The following is a 20,408-nucleotide window of genomic DNA, read 5'->3' on the forward strand; positions in this document are numbered from 1 at the left end:
AACGCCCCCCTGGCGATGTGTTTAGGTTGCCCTAAGTTAACACCAGGACGCTGGTTGCCCGAAGGGTGGAGCAAGCGGCCGGCGGGGGGTCGCCGGCCGGGCGGGGGCCGCGGAGCGTCTGCGAGGCGCCCTGAAGGTGCTGCCGAGAGCTGCGGGAAACTGCTTTCAGGGCGCACCCGTTTGCATGGCACAGCCGTTTCGCGACGCGCTGGACGCAGGCGCAGGCGCAGGCGCAGGCGCAGGCGCAGGCGCGGTTCAGCGCGGGGATTTGTGCGCGGCCTGTCGGCCCGGCCGTCGGCCCATACCCCGGGCGGTGGTGAGCTGGCGGACGAGTTGATGCAGTGAGATGACGGCAGTGAGGGGAGGCAGTCCGGTCACGACGAGGTCGGGAAGCGTCCGCGAGACATCCGCTACGCACAGTCCTGTCGCGAGACCGGAGAACAGCACGACCACGACCCAGGAGTGGACGGGCTGACGTCCGTGCAGGGCGGCACGCAGGACCGACAGGCACCCCGCGAGCCACGGTCCGTAGACGATGACCGGCCACAGTTGCGACAGTCCGCGCGGCACTCGCGAGTACGCCAAGGCCCGCAACGGGTCGTAGGAGAACGCCCAACCCAGCACGCAGACCGCGGCGACCGTGACCGCCGTCAACGCGCCGAACAGTGAGCCGATCACCTCCGGCCAGGCCGGCCTGGCCGGCTGTCGGCGTCGGCGCCCAGGAGCCGCCGGGCCTGCCATGGGCGAGCCTGCCATGGGCGGGCCTGTCATGACCGGCACGGCCCGGTCCGTCGGCATCCGGGGATGCGGAACGAACGCCGCCTCGGCCTCCCACCCGACCGCCGAATCGGCGACCGGGTTGAACGAGGGCGCGTCGCCGTATACGAGGCCGACGGCGCAGCCGAGGCCCTCGTCGTACCGCATGCCTGGTCCGTAGGTTCCGTCCCGGACGCGGTCGCGGGGCGCTGTCCGGGGGTCGTCGGGCTGGGCGTATCCCTCGGCGTATCCCTCGACGTAGCCCTCGATGTGGCCCTCGACGTAGCCAAAGAGCGGCGTCATGGTTCGACCGAGAACAGAGGGGGGCTGATCCGCATCGCGAGGTCGCTCTCCAGTCGGTGGATCTTCCGCAGGAAGTCCGCCAGCAGGCAGGAGGTGTGCGGCAGCGAGACCCGCTCCCCGGTGCGCGACAGGTAGCCGGGGCGCACGTCACCCGCGGCGTTCCGGCTGTCGGGGACGAAGAGCCACTCACCGATCCTGGCGACCGGGTCTCGTTCGGAGGGCGCGAATGCGCAGGGCTGGGATGTTGAGGTCATGGTTCATCAACGAGACGGCCGCAGTCGGGTTCGTACCTCATCCGGGCGTCGTTTCATATTCGGTCCCCGTGGCGCTCGGCGAAATTACCTGGGGTGGCGCGGGGGGTGGTACTTTTTTAGTCGATCGCTCACGGTGTCCGCATTCCCAGCGGGGCGGATCATTCCATACTCATCGCTGCCGGTGCTCACTGAAAATACCCGGCCGCCGTATATCGGCAGAAACGTTTCCGTCGATTGATCATCGACCTTCCGTGCTATATTTCCGCCTTGCCTCCGGCATATTTGCACTGCTGTGAGGTGCCGGATTCGATCGTCAGGGGGTTTCTTGATCAGCTGGGAGGAATACATGGAGGCGCTCAGGCTCCATCGCGAAGGATGGTCCGTCGCCGCGATTTCCAGGCATCTCGGGCGTGATCGGAAAACGGTGCGAGCGTATCTCGGCGGACAGCGGACCCCGGGCATCCGAATTCGCCCCCCGGACGGATTTCTCCAGTTTCTTCCGTACTGCCGCCAACGGCTGGCGGACGACCCGCACCTTCCCGCCGCCGTTCTCCTCGGCGAGATCGTCGAGCTGGGCTACCCGAGCGGCTACTCGACGTTCACGCGTGCTCTGCGCAAACACCACGCCCGGCTGCCCTGCGAGCAGTGTGAGGGCGACGGTCCCGCCGGGAGCAGCCCGGGCAGTGGTCGACGGAGCGAGGAGGCGGTCCGATTCGACTGGCTGGAGCTTCCCGAGCCACCGGGTGGATGGGGCTGCGGCAGGCATCCGCACCTGTTGCTGGGATCGCTCGCCCGCTCCGGCCGCTGGCGCGGAGCTCTGGCGGAGGACACCGATCTGCCGCACCTCGTCGAGGCGATGGAGCACGTGCTGAGGCGGTTGGGCGGAACCGCCGAGTGCTGGTGGCTCGGCCGGACCCCGGCCGTGTACTGCCCCGGCAGCGAGCGCGTGACGCCGGCATTGCGGCAGGTGGCGAGGTACTACGGTGCGAGAGTCGAGTTCCTCCCAGACGATGGCCGACTACCCCCGGCATCCGAGCAGGCCGAGCGGGCCACCCGGTCCTGGTGGAGCGCACTGGCGGACGGCACCGCGTTGGACGAGGCACAGCACAGTCTGGACCGGCTCGCGGCGGGTCTGGACCCCGAGGCTCAGGCGGTCGGCAACGCGCGTGCGGGCGGCCCGACTTCGGCCCCCGAACCGCTTCGAGAACTGCCCGCCGCACCGTTCCCGATCTGGGTCCGCGACCGTCGTACGGTCACGGCCCAGGGCCTGGTGCCGTTCCGCGGCAACCTCTACGCCGTACCGAACCACCTGGCCGGCGCCGTGCTGGAGGTCCGGCGGCGACTCGACCAGCCCTACCTCTCCATCGCCACCGTCGCCGGAGCCGTCATCGCCCGGTATGCGCTCGCCCAGCCGGGGGCCGGGCTGACGGTCGTCGAGCACAGTGGTGTCGTCGCCATCCTGGAGCGGTGGCCGACGACATCGGCGCGCGCGGACGCCCCGTCCTGCCGCAGGGTGACGCCGCGGCCGCCGTCCGAGAAGGCACTGGCCGAGGCGGATGCGCTGCGCGGGCGAACCGGGGGCGCGCCCGGCTGCCGAGGGGCGGACGGGCCGACCGCCACGGCGATGCGGGTGCCGGCCCAGCGGGACAGTCGGCCGACGAATCGGGGACCCGATCCGCGGCCGCCGCTGACCGGCCGCGCCACCTGACGGCTCAACGGTGCTCGGGGTTGTCGAAGTCGAAGCGGCAGCCGGCGTCCCACTCGGAGCGCTGGTTGCCGTGGGCGGGGATGCCGCCGGCGTCCTTGAGCATCCTCGCCAGGTGCAGGAGGTTCCAGGTCATGAACGTGGTGTTCCGGTTGGTGAAGTCGTTCTCCGGGCCGCCCGAGCCGGGGTCGAGGTAGGAGGGCCCGGGGCCGGCCGCGCCGACCCAGCCGGCGTCGGCCTGCGGGGGGATGACGTAGCCGAGGTGCTGGAGGCTGTAGAGGACGTTCATGGCGCAGTGCTTGGCGCCGTCCTCGTTGCCGGTGATCAGGCAGCCGCCGACCCGGCCGTAGTAGGCGTACTGCCCGGCCTCGTTGAGCAGCGAGGAGCAGGCGTAGAGGCGTTCGATGACCTGCTTCATCACCGAGGAGTTGTCGCCCAGCCACACCGGCCCCGCCAGCGTGAGGATGTCGGCGTCCATCACCTTCGAGTAGAGGACCGGCCATTCGTCGGTCTCCCAGCCGTGCTCGGTCATGTCCGGCCAGACACCCGTCGCGATGTCGTGATCCACCGCCCGCAGCACCTCGACCTGGACGCCCTGGCGTTCCATGATGCTGCGGCTCACGTCGATCAGGCCTTCGGTGTGGCTGCGCTCGGGGGAGCGTTTGAGCGTGCAGTTGATCACCAGCGCCCGCAGGTCACCGTAGGTCGCAGCTGTGTCTGCCATAGTCAGTTCGCTTCCTGCTTGCCTTGCTTGCATGGGGAGAGTGGGCTCGCATCGTGCATCCAGTCGATCAGCGCCGTCCCGGGAGCGCCCGACGGGCTGCGCCATTCAGCTCGACGGGTCCAGCGGGTCCAGCGGGTCCAGCGGGTCCAGGGGGTTCAGCGGGTCCAAGGGCTCCAACGGGTCTAGTGGGTCCAGAGGGCCTAACGGGTCGGCAGGCCCGGGCTGGTCGGTCAGGCGTTCGACGGCGACCATGGCGGCGTCGTCACCCAGGTGGCCGCCGGCGTGCGCGAGCAGGTCATGGCGCAGGTTCTGGAGCAGGGCGACGGGGTGTTCGCTGCTCCAGGCGGCCACCCGGTCGGCGAGCGGGTAGAAGTCGCGGTTGGCGTTGCGGGCCTCGATCACGCCGTCGGTGTAGATCAGCAGCCGGTCGCCCGGCTCGAAGTCGAAGACGTCGGGCCGGTACGGGGAGGCCGCCAGGTCGCCCAGGCCGAGCGGGGGCGCCGGGTGGCTCGGCTCCAGCGCGAGCGCCCGGCCCTTGCGCAGCAGCAGGGGCGGCGGATGGCCGCAGTTCACGACCCGGATCGCGGTGCCCCGGTCCGGGATGTCGAGCAGGACGGCGGTGATGAACGACTCGCCCGGCTCGCCCCCGGTCTCCTCGTTGAGGTCCCAGCTGAGGCTGGCGTCCAGGTGGGCGGCCAGCTCGGGCAGGGTGGTCTGCAGGTGCGCGGCCGCCCGGAACGCCCCCAGCAGCAGGGCGGCGTCGCTGAGCGAGGCCAGCCCCTTGCCGCGGACGTCGCCGACCAGCAGCCGGGTGCCGGTGGAGGTGCGGGTGGCCGCGTACAGGTCGCCGCCGATCTGCGCCTCGGCCTCGGCGGCCAGGTAGACGGAGGCGATCCGCAGCGAGGCGATCCGGGCCGGCAGCGGCCGCAGCAGGACGCGCTGCGCCGCCTCCGAGACCGAGCGCACTTGGACCAGTTCGCGGGCATGCCGGTCCCGGATCGCGCTGAAGAGCACTACCAGGCCGGAGACGACGATCAGCGCGACGATCTGGGTCTCGTGGTTGGAGGTGGTCAGCCCGTCGCGCAGCACCCCGATGATGGTCAGCGCGGTCACCGCGAGCACGCTGACCACAGCGGTGAGCCGGGTGCTGGCGAACGAGGCGGTGATCGCGGGAGCCACCACCAGCAGCGGGCCCAGGTGGATGTTCGGCGGGGACAGGATGTCGATGATGGTGATCACCACGATCAGCACAAGCGGCAGCAGCACCAGGGCGCCGACGGGTGGTCGGGGCCGGGGAGACGCTTCGGGTTGTTGCCGCTCGGGCACCTCTCCTGACTACACCCCGCCCGCCGCCACCGCACCGCGACGCGGTCGGCGGGGTGCCGGTGGCGGCGGGCGGGGTGGCCTTTATGGACGCCGGTCGCGGTCCAGCCAGTTGCCGGAGGGTATCGGGGCGGGCGCGGCGCGCAGCCGGGCGGCCTCGGCGGGGCCGGCCAGGTAGACCCAGGCGTCGGTGAGGCCTGCCGGGGCGGTCAGGCCTGCCGGGGCGGTGAGGCCTGCCGGGGCGGGCAGGTCGGGCAGGCCGGTCAGGACGGGCAGCCGCAGCCGGACGTACTCGCCGCTGCCGTCCGGGCGGCAGTCCTCCAGCTCGTCCAGCGCGGCCAGCACGGCGGCGTAGTCGGCCGGGCGGACGGTGACCAGGTCGCCGTGGACGCGCTGCCCCGGGTCGTCAGGAGCGAGGACGACGTACGGGTAGCCCGGGCCCTCGTGCAGCGCGGCCCCGGTCAGCACCGCCGGGCGGACGGCCTCGCAGCGGCCGCCGAGGTAGCGCGCGTGGTAGTGCCCGCCGGGGCGCAGCGTGCCGTAGACGAAGAAGGGGAGGTGCACGGTCGGAGGTCTCCTCGGTGGGCCGGGTGCGGGCGGGTCCGATGATTCCGCCCCCCCGGTGCGGGTGCCGCGCCGGGGTCGTACCGTGGGGACGAGGGGGTGGGGCGAGAGAAGGAGTGCGTGATGCCTGGATCCGTCACGATCGGTCACACCGAGGCTGCTGCCACCATCGAACACACCGATGCCCAACGACTGGCCGAGCTGCTGGACGATTTGGGTCACCTGCTGGCCATGGACGGCCCCAACCGGATGAGCGACGCGCAGGTCGGCGCGCTCTGTGAGGGGCGGGTGCAGGAGCGCGAGGCGCTCGCCCGCTGGTGCCGGACGCTCGCCGCCCAGCTGCACCACTGACGGCCCGCTGCGTTTCGCCGCCGTACCCGGTGTTCTGACGCCGGGTACGGCGGTTCTGCGCGTCAGGGGCGTCAAGGGCGTGCCTGAAGGTGCCTGAGGGCGCTCGAGGCCTTGACAGTGATCGCTGCGCATGAGTACATGCCAAGCGCATCAATGTCGTCGCGGTCGCGGAGCACGCAAGCAGTACGGTGCGAGGCCGCCGCCGGAGGAGCCCCATGAAGACACTCCCGCACCGCCGCCCGCGCGCTCTCGCCGTCCCCGCCGTGGTGCTGGCGCTCGCTGCGGCGCTCTGCCTCCCGGTCGCCTCGGCCTCGGCCTTAGCTTCGGCCGCAGCACTGGCGCCCGCATCCGCGTCCGCGCCCGCGTCCGGGCGGGGGCTGATACACGCCGATGCGGCCCCGGCTGCTCCCGCTGCTCCCGCTGACGCGGCGCCCGCGCCGTCGCCCGGCAAGGTCGAGACCAACTACGCCGACCCCACCACCGCGCTGCCGCCCGTCAGCCGTCCGAACACCCCGCACTGCACCGTCACGGCGATGCAGCACGACTTCGCCAACAGCTACGGCCAGCCCTTCACCGGCACCCTCGCCCCGCCCGCGAACTGCCCCGGGCCGTGGTCGAAGGTGGTGCTCGACTGGTCCGGCAGCGTCGCCGGCCGCCAGTACGACCGGCTCGCGGGCGTCTGGATCGGCGGCTCCGAGGTGTTCCGCACCAGCACCCCTGAGCCCGACCCGGCCGGCATCCACTGGCACGTCGACCAGGACCTCAGCAGCTTCATCCCGCTGCTGCGCACCCCGCAGCCGCTGGTGGTCGACCTCGGAAACATCGTCAACTCCACCTACACCGGCGTCTACCACATGACCATGACGGTCACCTACTACCAGGCCGACCGGTCCAACCCGCCGGCCGCCACCGCCGACCAGGTGCTCCCGGTCTCGCAGTCGACCACCGCGCCCGGCTGGTGGACGCTGACCAAGGGTCAGACCGCGACCTCCACGCTGATGTTCCCGCGCAACCTCACCGCCGCCCACCTCCAGGTGTACGCGCGGGGCGGCGGCTGCGAGGAGTTCTGGTACTCCAACGTGCCGGACGCCTACGCGGCGGCGCACCCCGACTACGGGCTGTGCGGCGGCGGCACCTACCGCGAGGTCCAGGTCATGGTGGACGGCCGACTCGCCGGGACGGTGCAGCCGTTCCCCGCGATCTACACCGGCGGCATCAGCCCGCTGATGTGGCGGCCGATCCCGAGCATCGACGCGTTCCGCACGCTGCCCTACGACGTCGACCTGACCCCGTTCGCCGGCACCCTGACGGACGGCAAGCCACACACCGTCACGCTCGTTCCGCCGGCCGGGATCAGTGACGGCTGGACGCTCGACGGCAGCCTCTTCCTCACCACCGACCCGCTGGCCAAGCAGACCACCGGCGCGGTCACCACCGACACCGTCACCGCCGCGCCGCAGCTCGACACCACGCAGAGCACCACCCCGGCCGGCGCCGACCTGATCACCGTGACGGGCGACCGGGACTGGACGGTGGCCGGCTACGTGGACACCTCGCACGGCCGGGTCAGCACGCGGATCGACCACCACGGCGAGTACCGCAACAGCGACACCATCGCCGACCAGGGGCAGCAGCAGGTCACTTCGCAGCGCGACAGCGGCTGGACGGTCACCAGCACGGACCGCAGCGGCGACCGCGGCGGCGACCCCAGTGCCAACCCCAGCGCCGGCCCCAGCGCCGACAGCGACCACGGCTACGGCCGGCCGCAGGTGACCCGCAGCAGCTGGTCCTACCCGATCGACGTGACCAGCTCGTACGTGCCCGGCGCCGACGCCGACAGCTACCTGGCCAAGGGTCAGGTCACCGTGGCCCGGCACCTGGCCGACCAGACCCTGCAGGGCTGGAGCTGGCGGCCCGGCGCCTCCACCGACGACGAGCTGACGGCGCAGGGCGTGCTGGAGCGGCAGTCCGGCACGCTCGTCCAGGCGGACGGCAGCGACGCGGAGCACTACGTGGGCCGGACGGCCGACGGCGGCTGCTACGACCACCAGCTCGCCGCCGACCACGGATATCTCACGCTGGACCTCCAACGGTCCTGCCGGTAGCGGAGGTTCCGTATCGGTCGCACCCGTTCCCCCACCTGTCGCCGGGTGGGGGAACGGGTGCTCACGCGTGTCCGGATATAGGAACCGGAATTGCGGAGAGGGGCGGATTTCCGGTCGCGGGAATGGAGTTACGAGCGAATCCGTGATCTGCGATCGGTCCGTAGCCGGTGGCCGCGAGTGCTTCTTGAGCGGCGGTCGAGCAGGCCCGGAAAGAAGGCTGGATGCTGCGCGGTTGAGGATTGAACCGAATCATCGCGCAGGTGAGATATGCGTCACATCGCCGTTGCCGACCGGTTGTTCGGCAGGCTCGGTGATAGATCCGCGACCTGCGCAAACGTCAACTCTGGGGGCTCGACGTGAAGAATTCGCTAAGACCCGTGAAAGAGTTGATCTTGTTTGTCGACCTTGGTTTACGCTTCACTCTTGCGGGTGTCAGCGGCGGAACGGGGTGCGGCCGTCTTCCTGAGAGCGATGTCCAAGGCCAGGCGTGGTCTGGGCACTTGTGGTCTGACGAGATTGAGAGCACCGTTGCGTAAGAGGATTACGGAGCGCCGCCGCACTGCTCGGGTGCCTGGTGAGCCGCGTGAGCGCGCCGTTGAACTCGTCGACGGTCAGCCCGTCGACGTCCGGCCCGTTGACGGTCAGCTCGTCGACGGTCAGCCCGTTGACGGTGGGATCGCTGCAGGGCGGCTGATGCGACGCCGCGCGAGACAGCTCCGCCGCCGACTGGTCGGCCCCCTGATCGGACTGCCGGCCCTCACCGCGATCTCCGGCTGCGGCCTCTCCGGCGGCGGGAGCGGTGGCAGCGGCCCGGCACTCCTGGTCGCCGGCTCGGCTGCGGCCGTCGTGCTGCTCGGCGGCACGGCCGTGGTGGTCCGGCGGGTCACCGCGCGGCCGCTGGAGCGGGCCCGCGACCAGGCGGCCCGCAACCTCGGCGCCCTGATCGAGGAGCGCTCCGGACTGCTCGCCGAGCGCGACGGACAGCTCGGCCAACTGCGCACGCTGGCCGGCGAACGCCAGCAGCTGCTCCAGGGGCGCGACGAACTCCTGCGTCGGCACGAGGAGTTCACCAAGCAGTGGACCGAGGCCGCAGCCGCCCACGCGGAGACCACCGGACGGCTGGACGAGCAGCTGCGCGAACAGCTCGGCGAGCGCGAGCGGTTGCTCTGGGAGCGCGACGAACTCCTTCGTGAGCGCGATGAACTGCGCCGGGAACGCGACGAGTTGGTCAAGGAGCGCGACGAGCTGCAGGGCAGTGTCGACGCCACCTTCGTGAACCTGGCGATGCGCACGCTCACCCTGGTCGAGCGCCAACTCGTGCTGATCGAGGCGCTGGAGGGCCGGGAGGCCGACGCGGCGCAGCTGGAGAGCCTGTTCCGGCTCGACCACCTGGCCACCCGGATGCGCCGCAACAGCGAGAACATGCTGCTGCTCGCCGGGATGGAGAACAGCCACCGCAGCCGCAAGACCGTGACGCTGCTGGACGTGGTCCGGGCCGCCGTCTCCGAGATCGAGCGCTACGAGCGGGTCAAGCTGGGCTTCCTGGCCGCCGTCCGGCTCACCGGATCGGTCGCCGATGACACCAGCCACCTGCTGGCCGAACTGCTGGAGAACGCCACGGCGTTCTCGCCGCCGCAGGACCAGGTCGAGGTCGGCGGCTGGCAGCTGGACAACGGCGAGGTGATGATCTCGGTCACCGACCGCGGCATCGGCCTGCCCGCCGAGCGGCTGCGGGCGCTCAACGAGCAGCTGGCCGAGCCCTCCGAGCCGGGCGCCGAGCGGCGGGACGCGCTGCTGGCCGGTGCGTTGACCGGGCGGAGCATGGGCCTGTTCGTGGTGGCCCGGCTGGCTCGGCGCCACGACATCCGGGTGCAGCTGCGGGAGAATGCGCAGGGCGGCGGCATCACCGCGATGGTGGTGCTGCCGCACCAGGCGCTGCAGGCGGACGCCGCGGCCAGCACCGCGGACCTGGACGACCAGCGGCGCGCGGAGCGCAGCCTGACCACGGCTGCGGCGACGGCGCGCGCGGTGGAGGCGCGGGTGGCGGAGGCGGCCGCGCGGGCGGTGCCGCTGGGCACGCTGCCGGCGGCGGGCTCGGGTGCGGGTGCGGGTGCGGCGGTGACGGATGCGGAGCTTCCCTTGCTGCCGCGCCGCAAGCCGGCCCAGCCGGCGCTGAGCGCGCCTGCGCCTGCTCCTGCGGCTCCGGCTGCTGAGCCGTCGCCTGCGCCCGCTCCCGCTCCCGTGCCTGTGGTGCTCCCCGAGACGGCGTCCGACGATGCCGCGACCGGTGGAGCCGTCACCGACATCGGGCTGCCCCGCCGTGTGCCGCGCGGCAACGGGCTGCCGGGCACCGGTGAGACGCCCGCGTCCGGGCTGCGGCGGTTCGCCGCGGAGCCGGAGGCGACCCCCGCCGCTCCCGTTCCTCCCGAGGCCCCGGCCCCCGCCGCCGGCCCCCGGCACGCGCTGCAGCCACCCGCGCAGCCCGTACAGCCCGTACCCGAGCAGTCCGCGCCCGCCGAGCTCGAGCCCGAGCCCGAGCCCGCTCCGCAGCGCTCCGGGATATCGCCCGAGGAACTGCGCCGCAGACTCGGCGGCTTCCAGAGCGGCCTGCGCCAGGCCGCCCGCGAGTCGGCGGCGGCCGGTCCGCCGGCGGACCCCGCACCGAGCACGGCAGAAGGACAGCGCGCCACCTCCGGAGAGGGAGAGGATCGATGACCGACTTCGACTCCGCACGGTCGGCACTGGCACCGGCCGGCCCCGCGCCCGTCAGCCAGGCCGCGAAGAACGTCCGCTGGCTGCTCGACGACTTCCTCGGCACGGTGGCCGGGGTCGCGGAGGCCGTCGTGGTCTCGTCCGACGGCCTGCTGCTTGCGGACTCGCACACCGGGGTCCGCAGCGACGAACTCTCCGCCATCGTCTCGGCGTTGACCAGCCTGGCGGCTGGTATGGCCCGGGTCCTGGAGTACGGGGGCGTCCGGCAGACCATGGTGACGATGGACCAGGGCCACCTGGTGGTCATGGCGATCAGCGACGGCTCCTGCCTCGGCGTTTACGCCACGCTCACCTGTGAACTGGGCGTGCTGGCTTACCAGATGGCGCTGCTCGTCGAGCGCGCCGGTCACGCGCTGACACCCCAGGTGCGCAGCGAACTCCACCGGGCGATGGCCGTCCGATGAGCCCAGAGGAGGTGGGAGACATGCCCGGCACCGCGAACAACAACAGCAGTAGCAGCAGCAATAGCAGCAACAGCGGTAGTGGGATCGGCGGTCGAGCCGGCGGTGGTTCCGGACCGCTGCAGGGCGGGCCCGTCCGTGGCCGCCGGACCGACACGGCCCGGCCGGGCCAGGGGCGTTCGTCCCGGGTGCGCCCGTACGCGATCACCCGTGGGCGGACCAGGTTCGGCCGGGTCCTGCTGGTCGAGACTCTGGTCTCCGCGCTGAACCGCCCCGCCGACCCGGCGGACCGCAGCCTGCCCGAGCTCACCGCGATCAGCGACGTCTGCCGCGGTCAGATGCGGTCCATCGCCGAGATCTCGGCGCTGCTGCGGATCCCGCTGGGTGTGGTGAAGGTGCTGGTCAGCGACCTCGCCGACCAGGGTCGGATCCGCGTGCACGGCGCCGACTCGGTGGACGGCGGAGCGCTGGACGGCGGGGACGAGGTGCCGGGAACGTCGAAGCGGGATCTGCTGGAGAGGGTGCTGGGTGGACTTCGCAAGCTCTGAGACGGCGGCCGGCCGGTCCGCGGTCCCGCCGGGCGTGCCGCTGGTGTCCGGCCACGCCACCTCCACCAAGATCGTGGTGGCGGGCGGCTTCGGCGTCGGCAAGACCACGCTGGTCCGCTCGGTCTCCGAGATATCGCCGCTCACCACCGAGGCCGTGATGACCGAGGCGAGCCTCGGCGTGGACGACACCGCCGCCGTCCCGGCAAAGACCTCCACCACGGTGGCGATGGACTTCGGCCGGATCAGCCTGGCGCCGGATCTGGTGCTCTACCTCTTCGGGACCCCTGGCCAGGGCCGCTTCTGGTTCATGTGGGACGACCTGGTGCGTGGCGCAGTCGGCGCCATCGTGCTCGTCGACACCCGCCGACTGGCCGACTCCTTCCCGGCGTTGGACTACTTCGAGGGCAGCGGCCTGCCGTTCGTGGTGGCCGTCAACCAGTTCGACGACGCCCCCGTCTACTCCGCCGACGCCGTCCGCGACTCGCTCGCGGTGCCGGAGCACATCCCGGTGCTGCTCTGCGACGCCCGCAGGCGCGAGTCGACGGTGGAGGTGCTGACCGCCCTGGTGGTGCACGCACTGGCCGAGGAGCCGGCGGCCGCCGCCGAGCTGGTGTGATCCCCGGGGTTCTCGGGGGCTCTCGGGGTTCTGGTTCTCCTCCCTGTACTCGTACCTCTAGCAAGAAGGCAGACAGCAATGCGCAGGATATTGATCGTCGGAGCCGGTCAGGCCGGGCTCCAGCTCGCGCTGGGTCTCCAGTCCAACGGCTACGACGTCACGGTGATGACCAACCGCACCGCCGACGAGGTGCGGGACGGGCGGGTGATGTCCACGCAGTGCATGTTCGACACAGCCCTGCAGACCGAGCGTGACCTGGGCCTCAACTTCTGGGAGGACGAGGCCCCGAGAGTCGAGGGCCTCGGCGTCTCGGTGGCCGGGCCCGACTCCTCCCGGGTGATCGACTGGGTCGGCCGCCTCGACGGCTTCGCCCAGTCCGTCGACCAGCGCATCAAGATGGCCGCCTGGCTGGAGACCTTCGCCCAGCGCGGCGGCCAGGTCGTGGTGCACGGCGTCGCCGTCTCCGACCTGGACTACTTCTCGCGGACGTACGACCTGGTGCTCGTCGCGGCCGGCAAGGGCGAGCTGGTCTCGATGTTCGGCCGCGATGCCGCCCGCTCGCCGTACGACACCCCGCAGCGAGCCCTCGCCGTCTCCTATGTGAGCGGCCTCGGCCCGCGCCCGGAGCACGACTTCAAGGCCGTGCGCTGCAACCTGGTCCCCGGAGTCGGCGAGCTGTTCGTGATCCCGGCGCTGACCGGCGCGGGCGAGTGCGACATCCTCTTCTGGGAGGGCATCCCCGGCGGTCCGCTGGACGTCTTCGGCAACGTGAAGGACCCGGGCGAGCACCTGCGGCTCACCCTGGACCTGATGAAGACCTTCACCCCCTGGGAGTACGACCGGGCCCGCAACGGCGTCGAACTGACCGACGCCGGAGCCACCTTGGCCGGCCGCTACGCCCCCGTGGTGCGCAACCCGATCGGCGAGCTGCCCAGCGGCGGCCTGGTGCTCGGCGTGGCCGACGTGGTGGTCGCCAACGACCCCATCACCGGCCAGGGTTCCAACAACGCCGCACGCTGCGCCGCCGTCTACCTGGCCGCCATCCTGGCGCACGGCGACAAGCCCTTCGACCGTGAGTTCATGCAGTCCGCCTTCGACCGCTACTGGGACGACGCCCAGCACGTGACGAAGTGGACCAACGCGATGCTCGCCCCGCCGCCGGAGCACGTCCTCAACCTGATCGGCGCGGCCGGCCAACTCCCGCCCGTGGCCAAGCGTTTCGCCAACGGCTTCAACAACGCGGCCGACTTCGAGCAGTGGTTCTACGACCCGGAGCTCGCCGGCGCCTACCTCGCGTCCGTGACGCCGCAGGGCTGACCCGCCCCGCGCCATCCCGCCCGACTGCCCCCGGCCCGCTGACGCGCCGGGGGCAGTCGGTTGTTGCTTAGACCGACCGGCAAATGGAGGGCGGCGTCGCGGCCCGATGGCTCTCGCCCAGACGGCTTCTCCTCAGTCGCCAGGGCTCCGCCATGGCTCCTTCGTCGGCACCGCCTGGACTCGGCCCTCGACCCTCCCCCAGCCTCCGGCCGGGGGGACCCCCTTCTTCTCCCACCCTCCATTTGCCGGTCGGTCTTAGCTGCTCTGTTACGTTCTCAGTCCGCGATGCGCAGCAGGAGCTTGCCGGTGGTGGTGCGGGTCTCCATCAGGCGGTGTGCGGCGGCGGCCTCGGTGAGCGGGAACTCCGCGGTGATCGGCAGCTCGACCGTGCCATCGGCCACCAACTGGAAGGCCCTGGAAGCGATTTCGCGCAGCAGCGCGGGGTCGCTCTTGGCCAGCGTGAGGACCGAGAAGCCGGCCACCGAGCGGCCCGGCGTGAGCTGGATCTGCCCTACCTGCCAGGGTGCCGCACCGCTCGCGTTGCCGTAGGAGACCAGTCGGCCGAAGGGGGCCAGCGTCTCCAGGTTGCGGCGGAAGGTGTCGCCGCCCACCGGGTCGAGCATCAGGTCCACGCCTCTGCCGCCGGTGATCCGGTACACGTCGTCGTCGAAGTCGTCGCCGACGAACACCTCGTCGTATCCTGCCTTCAGGGCGTGCTCCACCTTGGCGGTGCTGGAGACCACGCCGTAGACGGCCGCCGCCCCGCCGTGCCTGGCGAGTTGCCCGACGACGGTCCCGACACCGCCGGCCGCGCCGTGGACCAGGACGGTCTCGCCGGTGCGCAGCCGTCCGACCTCGTGCAGCAGTGCGTGCGCGGTCGGCAGCACGGTCGGCAGGGTGGCGCCGACGCGCAGCGAGATGCCGGCGGGCAGGGCGAAGACCGCGTTCGCGGAGGCGACGGCAACCTCGGCGTAGCCGCCGGAGGCCGTCAGCGCCGCGACCTCCTGGCCGGGGCGGAACCCCGTCACGTCGTCCCCGACCTCCCGGATCCGCCCGGATACCTCCAGGCCGGGCAGGTGGGGGAGCGAGGCCACCCGGTACCCGCTGGAGCGCGCCTTCAGCTCCGCGAAGTTGACGCCCGCGTACGCGACCTCGATGCTCACCTCACCGGGCCCGGGCTTCGGCACGGGGACGTCGGCCAGCGTGAGGACCTCCGGACCACCGAACTTCTCGACCAGTACTGCGCGCATGACTGCCACCCGTCGTCAGAGTGTTCACCTAAAACCGAACACCTTGAGTGTATGGATTTCACCGAACACTCCGCAAGTGCCATCCAGGACCCCGAGCCTCCCGCATGCGACGTCGTTCCTTGCCGCGTGGCACCATGAGGTTCCATGGCACAGGACAGTTCCAGCACGCTCCAGGCGGGACAGACCGGACTCATCGTCAGGATCCCGGAGGCCGAGCCTGCCGTCGGTGCATGGCGTGAACGACTTGACCCCTCAGCCCGATCCGGCGTTCCAGCCCACGTGACCGTGCTCTTCCCCTTCCTCCACGAGGATCTGATAGACGCTCACATCCGTGCTGCCATCGCTGACCCCCTGGGCAGCTACCCGGCCTTCGACGTGCGATTCGAGACCTTCGGACGGTTCCCCGGAATCCTGTATCTCGCCCCTGAGTCCGACGGGCAGCGGCAGTTTCTGCAACTCACCCACGCGGTCGCCGATCGGTGGCCGGAAGTCCCGCCGTTCGAAGGCCGGTTCGCGGAACTCGTCCCGCATCTGACCGTCGCGCAGAGCCAAGAAGCCGAAGTCCTGGACGAGGTCGAGGCAGCCCTGACGGGCATCCTTCCGATAGCGGCGCGCGTCTCGTCGGTTGAGCTCATGGTGACCGACGGCAGGACATGGCGACAGCGAGCGTCCTTCGCCCTTCGGGGATGACCTGCCCAATCCTCGGGTTTCCGCCTGCGCGAGCTCGCTGCCACAGCGACGGCTAGCGTATCGACATCAGCCACCGTTCGGATCACTGTCACGGTGACGCTGACCCGGACAGTCCTTCCGGCAGCTGACCGCATAGTTGGTGTCGCACCAGCGGCCCGCTCGCGCCGCTACCCCGGCCGTCCCGCACCGCCCGGCGCACTGGACCCCGCCACAGCCTTGTGGCTCAACTACAGCGAGTTGTACTTCTCCGCGATGACCCGACGCGTGATCCGCCACGGCGACTTCTCCAGCCGCGAGGACCTCATCGACAAGCTGACCGCCTACGCAATCAACCGCAACGAGACCGCGAGACCCTACAAGTGGGCCTATGAAGGCATCCCGCTCAAGGCGTGAGACATCCGGGCGAGGAGAGCACGTGGACGCACCGGCCCTCTGCATCCCTGCTGCCGTGACTGGACTCAAATCCGAGGCGCTCGGCCAGGCGCCGCGAGGGCAGGTTGTCCTCCCGGATGAGCGCCACCACGGGAGTGTCCGGGAAGAGCGAACGCGCCAGGCCCAAGGCTGTGCGGGCCGCCTCCCCGGCGAACCCGTATCCCCAGGACGAAGGAGTGAACCGATAGTAGAGATTGAGCACGCGCTTGCCCTCGATCTGGCTGACTCGGATCCCCGCGAATCCGATGACGGTGCCCGGGTCCTCGCGACGCGTCACGGCGCAGTAGCCGATGCTGTCACGGGTCCAGTCGGCGAGCATCGTCTGCAGGAATGCCTCGCTCTCGTCGAGCGACCGGTGAGGCCCATGCGGGTTGTGGAGGTTCGTGGCCGGGTCCCCATGCACCGCGAAGACTGCCGGAGCATCACTCGGATCAGGACGCGCCAGGATCAGTCGATCGGTTTCCGCGACTTGGGAACGCGTCGGCACGATCCACCCCTTCAGCTCAGTAATAGATGAAGACGCCCACAGCCTATTACTGACAGTGGGTTCAACACCATCCCTGGGCCCCTGCACCCCTCCACGAACTTCTGCGGAGCAGCACTGGGGAGTGGCCGGTGCCGGTGTCAGACCCTGTCGCTATGTTCGGCGGATGACTGATCGAATGGCGTACGCAGCTTCGTCCCCCGTCTCCGGCGAGGGCGGGTCGGCGCTGGTTTGCGGGCCGGTGACAAGCATTTTCGTCACGGACCGACCCGACGCGGACGATGTTGCACTGATCTCGGACGCGCTCGACGAGTTCAACGTTCAGGAGGCGGGTACCGGGGATCGGCGAGCGCTCGCGGTGCTGGTCCGGGACCCGGAGACGGGGCGGGTGGTTGGCGGACTCACCGGTCGAACGTCGCTGGGTCTGCTCTTTGTGGACTTGTTCCACCTGCCGCCCGAGCTTCGCGGCTCCGGCGTCGGCAGCGAGATCCTGCGGCAGGCGGAGGAGGAGGCCCGTCGGCGTGGCTGCCGCACCGGCGTGCTGTACACCATCAGCTTCCAGGCGCCCGGCTTCTATCGGAGGCATGGCTGGCGCGTCTTCGGTGAGGTCCCCTGTGATCCGCCCGGTACGAGCCGGGTGTTCATGACCAAGGACCTGGTGTAGCGAGCTGGTGGGCTGGCCTCTCAGTCCAGCAGGCGCGTGAAGCGTGGTGCGCGGTGGGTCGGGTTGAGGGTCTGCAGGGTGTCGAGGGCTGCGGTCAGCCGGGCGTGGGGGGCGGGGCCGGTCAGGACGCAGAGGTCCTCGCCGGCGTGCAGGACGGTCTCGATCGGTATCTCGTGGCGGTCGAGCGCTGCGACCACGTCCGCCACCGCCAGGGTGCCGAGGCTGAGTTGGCAGCGTGTCGGGATCTCGCCGATCTGCCGTAGCTGGCCCGGGAGTTGGAGTGGTGCGGGGGCGGCGGTGGAGCCCAGTGCGCGGCGCCGGCCGGTGGCGACCAGGTCGCCGAGGACCGCGCTGGCCGTGGGGGTGCCACCCGCGCCCGCGCCCTGCAGGAGCAGCCGGCCCGCGCCCGTGGACTCCACCAGGACGGCGTTGTCCGCGCCGTGCACCGAGGCCAGTGGGTGGCCGCGCGGGACCCAGGTGGGGTGCACGCGCACCGCGACGGCGCCGTCCCGGCGGTCGCGTTCGCAGATCGCCAGCAACTTCACTTCGTGGCCCAGGGATTGGGCCTGGGAGATGTCGGCGGCCGTGACGGCGGTGATGCCCTCGCGGTGGACCTCGGCCGGCGAGATCCGGGTGTGGAAGGCCAGCGCCGTCATGATGACGGCCTTGGCCACCGCGTCGTGCCCCTCCACGTCGGCCGACGGCTCCGCCTCGGCGTAGCCCAGCGCGGTCGCCTCCCGCAGTGCCTCGGCGAACTCCGCTCCGGTCGAACTCATGCGGTCCAGAATGAAGTTGGTGGTGCCGTTGACGATCCCGACGACCCGCTCAATGTCGTCGCCGGCCAGCGACTCGCGCAGCGTGCGCAGCAGCGGGACGGCGCCCGCCACCGCCGCCTCGTAGTGCAGGTCCACGCCCCGGTCGGCGGCCGCCGCGTGCAACTCGGGTCCGTGCGCGGCGATCAGCGCCTTGTTGGCGCTGACCACCGAGGCCCCGTGCGCCATCGCCTCCATGGCCAGTGAGCGGGCCGGTTCCAGTCCGCCGACCAGCTCGACCACGATGTCGACGTCGGCGCGCTTGACCAGCTCGAAGGGGTCGTCGGTGAAGAGCGCGGGATCGATGCCGGTGCCGCGCGCGCGGTCCAGGTCGCGCACCGCCACCCCGGCGAGTTCGATCGGCGCGCCGATCCGGCGGCCCAGTTCGGACGCCGCACCGTGCAGGCGGCGGACGACCTCCGTCCCGACCACCCCGCACCCCAGCACAGCCACTTTCAACGGTCGGGAGTTCATGACCCTTCCTTTCTCCGGCACTTGACGATGGGGGCGTCTAACGTCGAGGTCTGGCGTCGAGGTCTAGCGTCCCGTGCCGGCGTAGACGGCGGCGGTGGTCTCGCTGTCGAGGCCGAACCCGCTGTGCAGGGTCCGGACGGCTTCCTCGAGCTGGTCCGCGCGGCAGATGCCGGAGATCCGGATGCCCGAGGCGGACAGGAAGCCGACCTCGATACCGGCCTCGGCGAGCGTGCGGAAGAAGGTGGACACCGCGTCGGGACGCGAGCGCAGGCCCGCGCCGACCGCCGAGATCCGGCCGAACCCGGTGTCCTGGTGCAGGCGGTCGAAGCCGAGCCGGTCCTGCTGGTCGCGCAGTAGGGTGACCGCCTGCCGGGCGTCCGACTCGGCTACCGCAAAGGTGAGTTGGGCGGACTGCGAGCCTTCGCGCAAGCGCGGCGCGGGGTCGGCTGGGATGCCGGCCCGGGCCAGCAGCGCCGCGATCTCGGCGGCGCCGGCCTCGTGCACGGGCTCCACGGTGAGCAGCGTGACGGCGCGGGTGTGGGCGATCCCGACGACGACCGGCGAAGCCGGGTCACCAGGCGCGGGCAGCGCGGGCAGCTCGGTCGGCTCGGTCGCAGAGCCGGTGACGAAGGTGCCGCAGGCGTCGGTGTAGGAGGACCGGACGTGCAGCGGCACCTGGTGGCGCCGCGCGTACTCCACGCAGCGGGTCATCAGGATCTTCGCGCCGCCCGCCGCCATCTCCAGCATCTCCTCGTAGCTGACCGAGGGCAGCAGTCGGGCGTGCGGAACGACCCGCGGATCGGCGCTGAACACGCCGTCCACGTCGGTGTAGATCTCGCAGATGTCGGCCTTCAGCCCGGCCGCCAGCGCGACGGCGGTGATGTCGGATCCGCCGCGCCCCAGGGTGGTGACGTCCCCGGTCTCCGCGCTGATCCCCTGGAAGCCGGCGACCAGCGCCACCGTGCCCTGGTCCAGGGCCGCCCGGATCCGGGCGGGGTCGACCTCGACGATCCGGGCCCGGCCGTGCGCCGAGTCGGTGCGGACCCCGGCCTGCCCGCCGGAGAAGGAGCGCGCCCGCACGCCGAGCGCGTCGACGGCCATCGCCAGCAGTGCGTTGGAGGCCCGCTCGCCGGTGGTCAGCAGCATGTCCAACTCCCTTGCGGGCGGCGCCTGCGAGACCTGGCCGGCGAGTTCGATCAGCTCGTCGCTGGTGTCACCCATCGCCGAGCACACCACCGCCACGTCGTGACCGTCGCGGCGCGTCTGGCGCACCCGCTCGGCGACGCGTTTGATCCGCTCGATGCTCTGCAGCGAGGAGCCGCCGTACTTCTGGACGACCAGCATCACCGCTCACCCGCCCACGGCGTACAGCTCATGGCGGTAGAGCACCGACGGCTCGGCGTCGTTGGCCAGCGCCCAGGCGACCGTGCCGACCACCACGGTGTGGTCGAGCAGCGGCACGGCCTCGCGGACCGTGCAGACGACGCTGACCGAGGAGCGGGTCAGCACCGGCACCCCGTGCACCATGTCCCAGGGCACCCCCGCGAACCGCTCAGCGGCCGTGCCGGTGGCGAACTGCTGGGTCAGCGCGCGGTCCGACCAGGTCAGCACATTGACCGCGAAGGCGCCGGCCGCCAGTATCCGGTCCAGCGTGCGGCTGCCGCCGGTGAGCGAGACCAGCAGGCTCGGCGGGTCCATCGAGAGCGACATCACGGCGTTGGCCGTGCAGCCGGCCGGGCCGTCGGGGCCCGCCGCGGTGATCACCGTGACGCCGGTGGGAAGCCGGGAGATCGCGTAGCGGTAGTCCTCGGGGCTGACGGTCGCCTGGGCCGGGATGAGTCCCTGGGTCTTCATTGATGCTCC

Annotated in this window: 21 protein-coding genes; 11 read left to right on the forward strand and 10 right to left on the reverse strand. The window is 71.3% G+C overall.

The genetic code is table 11. The features are described from left to right. Positions 1-255: 255 nt before the first annotated feature. Both P3T34_RS30635 and P3T34_RS30640 read right to left on the reverse strand, forming a co-directional pair. Positions 256-1,059, reverse strand: a complete 804-nt coding sequence (locus P3T34_RS30635; RefSeq protein ID WP_280669277.1) for a DUF2637 domain-containing protein — start codon at positions 1,057-1,059, stop codon at positions 256-258. Next, positions 1,056-1,313 carry a hypothetical protein gene (locus P3T34_RS30640; protein ID WP_280669278.1) on the reverse strand — a complete coding sequence of 86 codons (258 nt, stop codon included), beginning with the start codon at positions 1,311-1,313 and terminating at the stop codon, positions 1,056-1,058. Before P3T34_RS30640 ends, P3T34_RS30635 begins: the two co-directional genes overlap by 4 nt. A 424-nt stretch (positions 1,314-1,737) precedes the next feature. Here P3T34_RS30640 and P3T34_RS30645 point away from each other — a divergent pair, with 424 nt between their 5' ends. After that, positions 1,738-3,021 carry an IS21 family transposase gene (locus tag P3T34_RS30645; protein WP_280669279.1) on the forward strand — a complete coding sequence of 428 codons (1,284 nt, stop codon included), beginning with the start codon at positions 1,738-1,740 and terminating at the stop codon, positions 3,019-3,021. 4 nt (positions 3,022-3,025) lie between these two features. Here the strand turns inward: P3T34_RS30645 and P3T34_RS30650 are convergent, their stop codons facing one another. The 3 genes from P3T34_RS30650 to P3T34_RS30660 all read right to left on the reverse strand — a co-directional run bounded on the left by P3T34_RS30650 (position 3,026) and on the right by P3T34_RS30660 (position 5,629). Next, on the reverse strand, positions 3,026-3,742 hold the full coding sequence (locus P3T34_RS30650) for a flavodoxin family protein (RefSeq protein ID WP_280669280.1): 717 nt from the start codon (positions 3,740-3,742) through the stop codon (positions 3,026-3,028). A 105-nt stretch (positions 3,743-3,847) separates the two neighbouring features. Next, positions 3,848-5,008, reverse strand: a complete 1,161-nt coding sequence (locus P3T34_RS30655) for a PP2C family protein-serine/threonine phosphatase (RefSeq protein ID WP_280669281.1) — start codon at positions 5,006-5,008, stop codon at positions 3,848-3,850. 141 nt (positions 5,009-5,149) lie between these two features. After that, complete coding sequence (locus P3T34_RS30660; RefSeq protein ID WP_280669282.1) at positions 5,150-5,629, reverse strand: gamma-glutamylcyclotransferase; 480 nt, start codon at positions 5,627-5,629, stop codon at positions 5,150-5,152. 123 nt (positions 5,630-5,752) lie between these two features. Between P3T34_RS30660 and P3T34_RS30665 the strand changes: the two genes are divergently transcribed. The 7 genes from P3T34_RS30665 to P3T34_RS30695 all read left to right on the forward strand — a co-directional run bounded on the left by P3T34_RS30665 (position 5,753) and on the right by P3T34_RS30695 (position 13,739). Next, the gene (locus tag P3T34_RS30665; protein WP_280669283.1) at positions 5,753-5,980 is read left to right on the forward strand and encodes a hypothetical protein; all 228 of its coding nucleotides are present in this window, start codon (positions 5,753-5,755) and stop codon (positions 5,978-5,980) included. Between the two features lie 215 nt (positions 5,981-6,195). Further along, a complete protein-coding gene (locus P3T34_RS30670) occupies positions 6,196-8,085 on the forward strand; it encodes a peptide-N4-asparagine amidase (RefSeq protein ID WP_280669284.1) in 1,890 nt (629 codons plus the stop codon). Between the two features lie 693 nt (positions 8,086-8,778). Then, positions 8,779-10,800 carry an ATP-binding protein gene (locus P3T34_RS30675; protein WP_280669285.1) on the forward strand — a complete coding sequence of 674 codons (2,022 nt, stop codon included), beginning with the start codon at positions 8,779-8,781 and terminating at the stop codon, positions 10,798-10,800. Continuing rightward, on the forward strand, positions 10,797-11,261 hold the full coding sequence (locus P3T34_RS30680) for a roadblock/LC7 domain-containing protein (RefSeq protein ID WP_280669286.1): 465 nt from the start codon (positions 10,797-10,799) through the stop codon (positions 11,259-11,261). The genes P3T34_RS30675 and P3T34_RS30680 overlap by 4 nt, the downstream gene beginning before the upstream one ends. 116 nt (positions 11,262-11,377) lie before the next feature. After that, positions 11,378-11,806, forward strand: coding sequence for a DUF742 domain-containing protein (locus tag P3T34_RS30685; RefSeq protein ID WP_280672496.1), 429 nt, complete (start codon positions 11,378-11,380; stop codon positions 11,804-11,806). Positions 11,807-11,840: 34 nt separating this feature from the next. Beyond that, complete coding sequence (locus P3T34_RS30690) at positions 11,841-12,422, forward strand: ATP/GTP-binding protein (protein WP_280672498.1); 582 nt, start codon at positions 11,841-11,843, stop codon at positions 12,420-12,422. A gap of 78 nt (positions 12,423-12,500) precedes the next feature. Beyond that, positions 12,501-13,739 carry a styrene monooxygenase/indole monooxygenase family protein gene (locus P3T34_RS30695; protein ID WP_280669287.1) on the forward strand — a complete coding sequence of 413 codons (1,239 nt, stop codon included), beginning with the start codon at positions 12,501-12,503 and terminating at the stop codon, positions 13,737-13,739. Positions 13,740-14,014: 275 nt separating this feature from the next. Here the strand turns inward: P3T34_RS30695 and P3T34_RS30700 are convergent, their stop codons facing one another. Next, a complete protein-coding gene (locus tag P3T34_RS30700; protein ID WP_280669288.1) occupies positions 14,015-14,989 on the reverse strand; it encodes a zinc-binding dehydrogenase in 975 nt (324 codons plus the stop codon). A gap of 144 nt (positions 14,990-15,133) precedes the next feature. Between P3T34_RS30700 and P3T34_RS30705 the strand changes: the two genes are divergently transcribed. Beyond that, complete coding sequence (locus P3T34_RS30705; RefSeq protein WP_280669289.1) at positions 15,134-15,679, forward strand: 2'-5' RNA ligase family protein; 546 nt, start codon at positions 15,134-15,136, stop codon at positions 15,677-15,679. 93 nt (positions 15,680-15,772) lie between these two features. Then, positions 15,773-16,072 (forward strand): hypothetical protein, encoded by a 300-nt coding sequence (locus P3T34_RS30710; protein WP_280669290.1) that lies wholly within the window; start codon positions 15,773-15,775, stop codon positions 16,070-16,072. Here the strand turns inward: P3T34_RS30710 and P3T34_RS30715 are convergent. Continuing rightward, complete coding sequence (locus tag P3T34_RS30715) at positions 16,062-16,598, reverse strand: GNAT family N-acetyltransferase (protein WP_280669291.1); 537 nt, start codon at positions 16,596-16,598, stop codon at positions 16,062-16,064. The two genes, P3T34_RS30710 and P3T34_RS30715, sit on opposite strands and share 11 nt — an antisense overlap. Positions 16,599-16,773: 175 nt before the next feature. Here P3T34_RS30715 and P3T34_RS30720 point away from each other — a divergent pair, with 175 nt between their 5' ends. Further along, positions 16,774-17,259 (forward strand): GNAT family N-acetyltransferase, encoded by a 486-nt coding sequence (locus P3T34_RS30720; RefSeq protein ID WP_280669292.1) that lies wholly within the window; start codon positions 16,774-16,776, stop codon positions 17,257-17,259. A 20-nt stretch (positions 17,260-17,279) separates the two neighbouring features. On the opposite strand, the gene P3T34_RS30725 is transcribed toward P3T34_RS30720, so the two are convergent. From P3T34_RS30725 to P3T34_RS30735, 3 genes are all read right to left on the reverse strand, one after another. Further along, on the reverse strand, positions 17,280-18,545 hold the full coding sequence (locus P3T34_RS30725; protein ID WP_280669293.1) for a homoserine dehydrogenase: 1,266 nt from the start codon (positions 18,543-18,545) through the stop codon (positions 17,280-17,282). A 63-nt stretch (positions 18,546-18,608) separates the two neighbouring features. Next, positions 18,609-19,892: an aspartate kinase gene (locus P3T34_RS30730; protein ID WP_280669294.1), complete on the reverse strand. Its 1,284-nt coding sequence runs from the start codon at positions 19,890-19,892 to the stop codon at positions 18,609-18,611. Positions 19,893-19,895: 3 nt separating this feature from the next. After that, positions 19,896-20,399, reverse strand: a complete 504-nt coding sequence (locus tag P3T34_RS30735) for a flavin reductase family protein (RefSeq protein ID WP_280669295.1) — start codon at positions 20,397-20,399, stop codon at positions 19,896-19,898. Positions 20,400-20,408: the final 9 nt, after the last annotated feature.

Origin of the sequence: Kitasatospora sp. MAP12-44 (genome assembly GCF_029892095.1) — a bacterium.
Lineage (GTDB): Bacteria > Actinomycetota > Actinomycetes > Streptomycetales > Streptomycetaceae > Kitasatospora.

Excerpts from the sequence above, each read along its gene's own strand:
- P3T34_RS30670 (WP_280669284.1), top strand. The coding sequence starts at position 6,196 with ATGAAGACACTCCCGCACCGCCGCCCGCGCGCTCTCGCCGTCCCCGCC.
- P3T34_RS30640 (WP_280669278.1), bottom strand. The coding sequence starts at position 1,313 with ATGACCTCAACATCCCAGCCCTGCGCATTCGCGCCCTCCGAACGAGAC.
- P3T34_RS30720 (WP_280669292.1), top strand. The coding sequence starts at position 16,774 with ATGGCGTACGCAGCTTCGTCCCCCGTCTCCGGCGAGGGCGGGTCGGCG.
- P3T34_RS30705 (WP_280669289.1), top strand. The coding sequence starts at position 15,134 with ATGGCACAGGACAGTTCCAGCACGCTCCAGGCGGGACAGACCGGACTC.
- P3T34_RS30695 (WP_280669287.1), top strand. The coding sequence starts at position 12,501 with ATGCGCAGGATATTGATCGTCGGAGCCGGTCAGGCCGGGCTCCAGCTC.
- P3T34_RS30650 (WP_280669280.1), bottom strand. The coding sequence starts at position 3,742 with ATGGCAGACACAGCTGCGACCTACGGTGACCTGCGGGCGCTGGTGATC.
- P3T34_RS30700 (WP_280669288.1), bottom strand. The coding sequence starts at position 14,989 with ATGCGCGCAGTACTGGTCGAGAAGTTCGGTGGTCCGGAGGTCCTCACG.
- P3T34_RS30725 (WP_280669293.1), bottom strand. The coding sequence starts at position 18,545 with ATGAACTCCCGACCGTTGAAAGTGGCTGTGCTGGGGTGCGGGGTGGTC.
- P3T34_RS30735 (WP_280669295.1), bottom strand. The coding sequence starts at position 20,399 with ATGAAGACCCAGGGACTCATCCCGGCCCAGGCGACCGTCAGCCCCGAG.
- P3T34_RS30665 (WP_280669283.1), top strand. The coding sequence starts at position 5,753 with ATGCCTGGATCCGTCACGATCGGTCACACCGAGGCTGCTGCCACCATC.
- P3T34_RS30635 (WP_280669277.1), bottom strand. The coding sequence starts at position 1,059 with ATGACGCCGCTCTTTGGCTACGTCGAGGGCCACATCGAGGGCTACGTC.
- P3T34_RS30680 (WP_280669286.1), top strand. The coding sequence starts at position 10,797 with ATGACCGACTTCGACTCCGCACGGTCGGCACTGGCACCGGCCGGCCCC.
- P3T34_RS30675 (WP_280669285.1), top strand. The coding sequence starts at position 8,779 with ATGCGACGCCGCGCGAGACAGCTCCGCCGCCGACTGGTCGGCCCCCTG.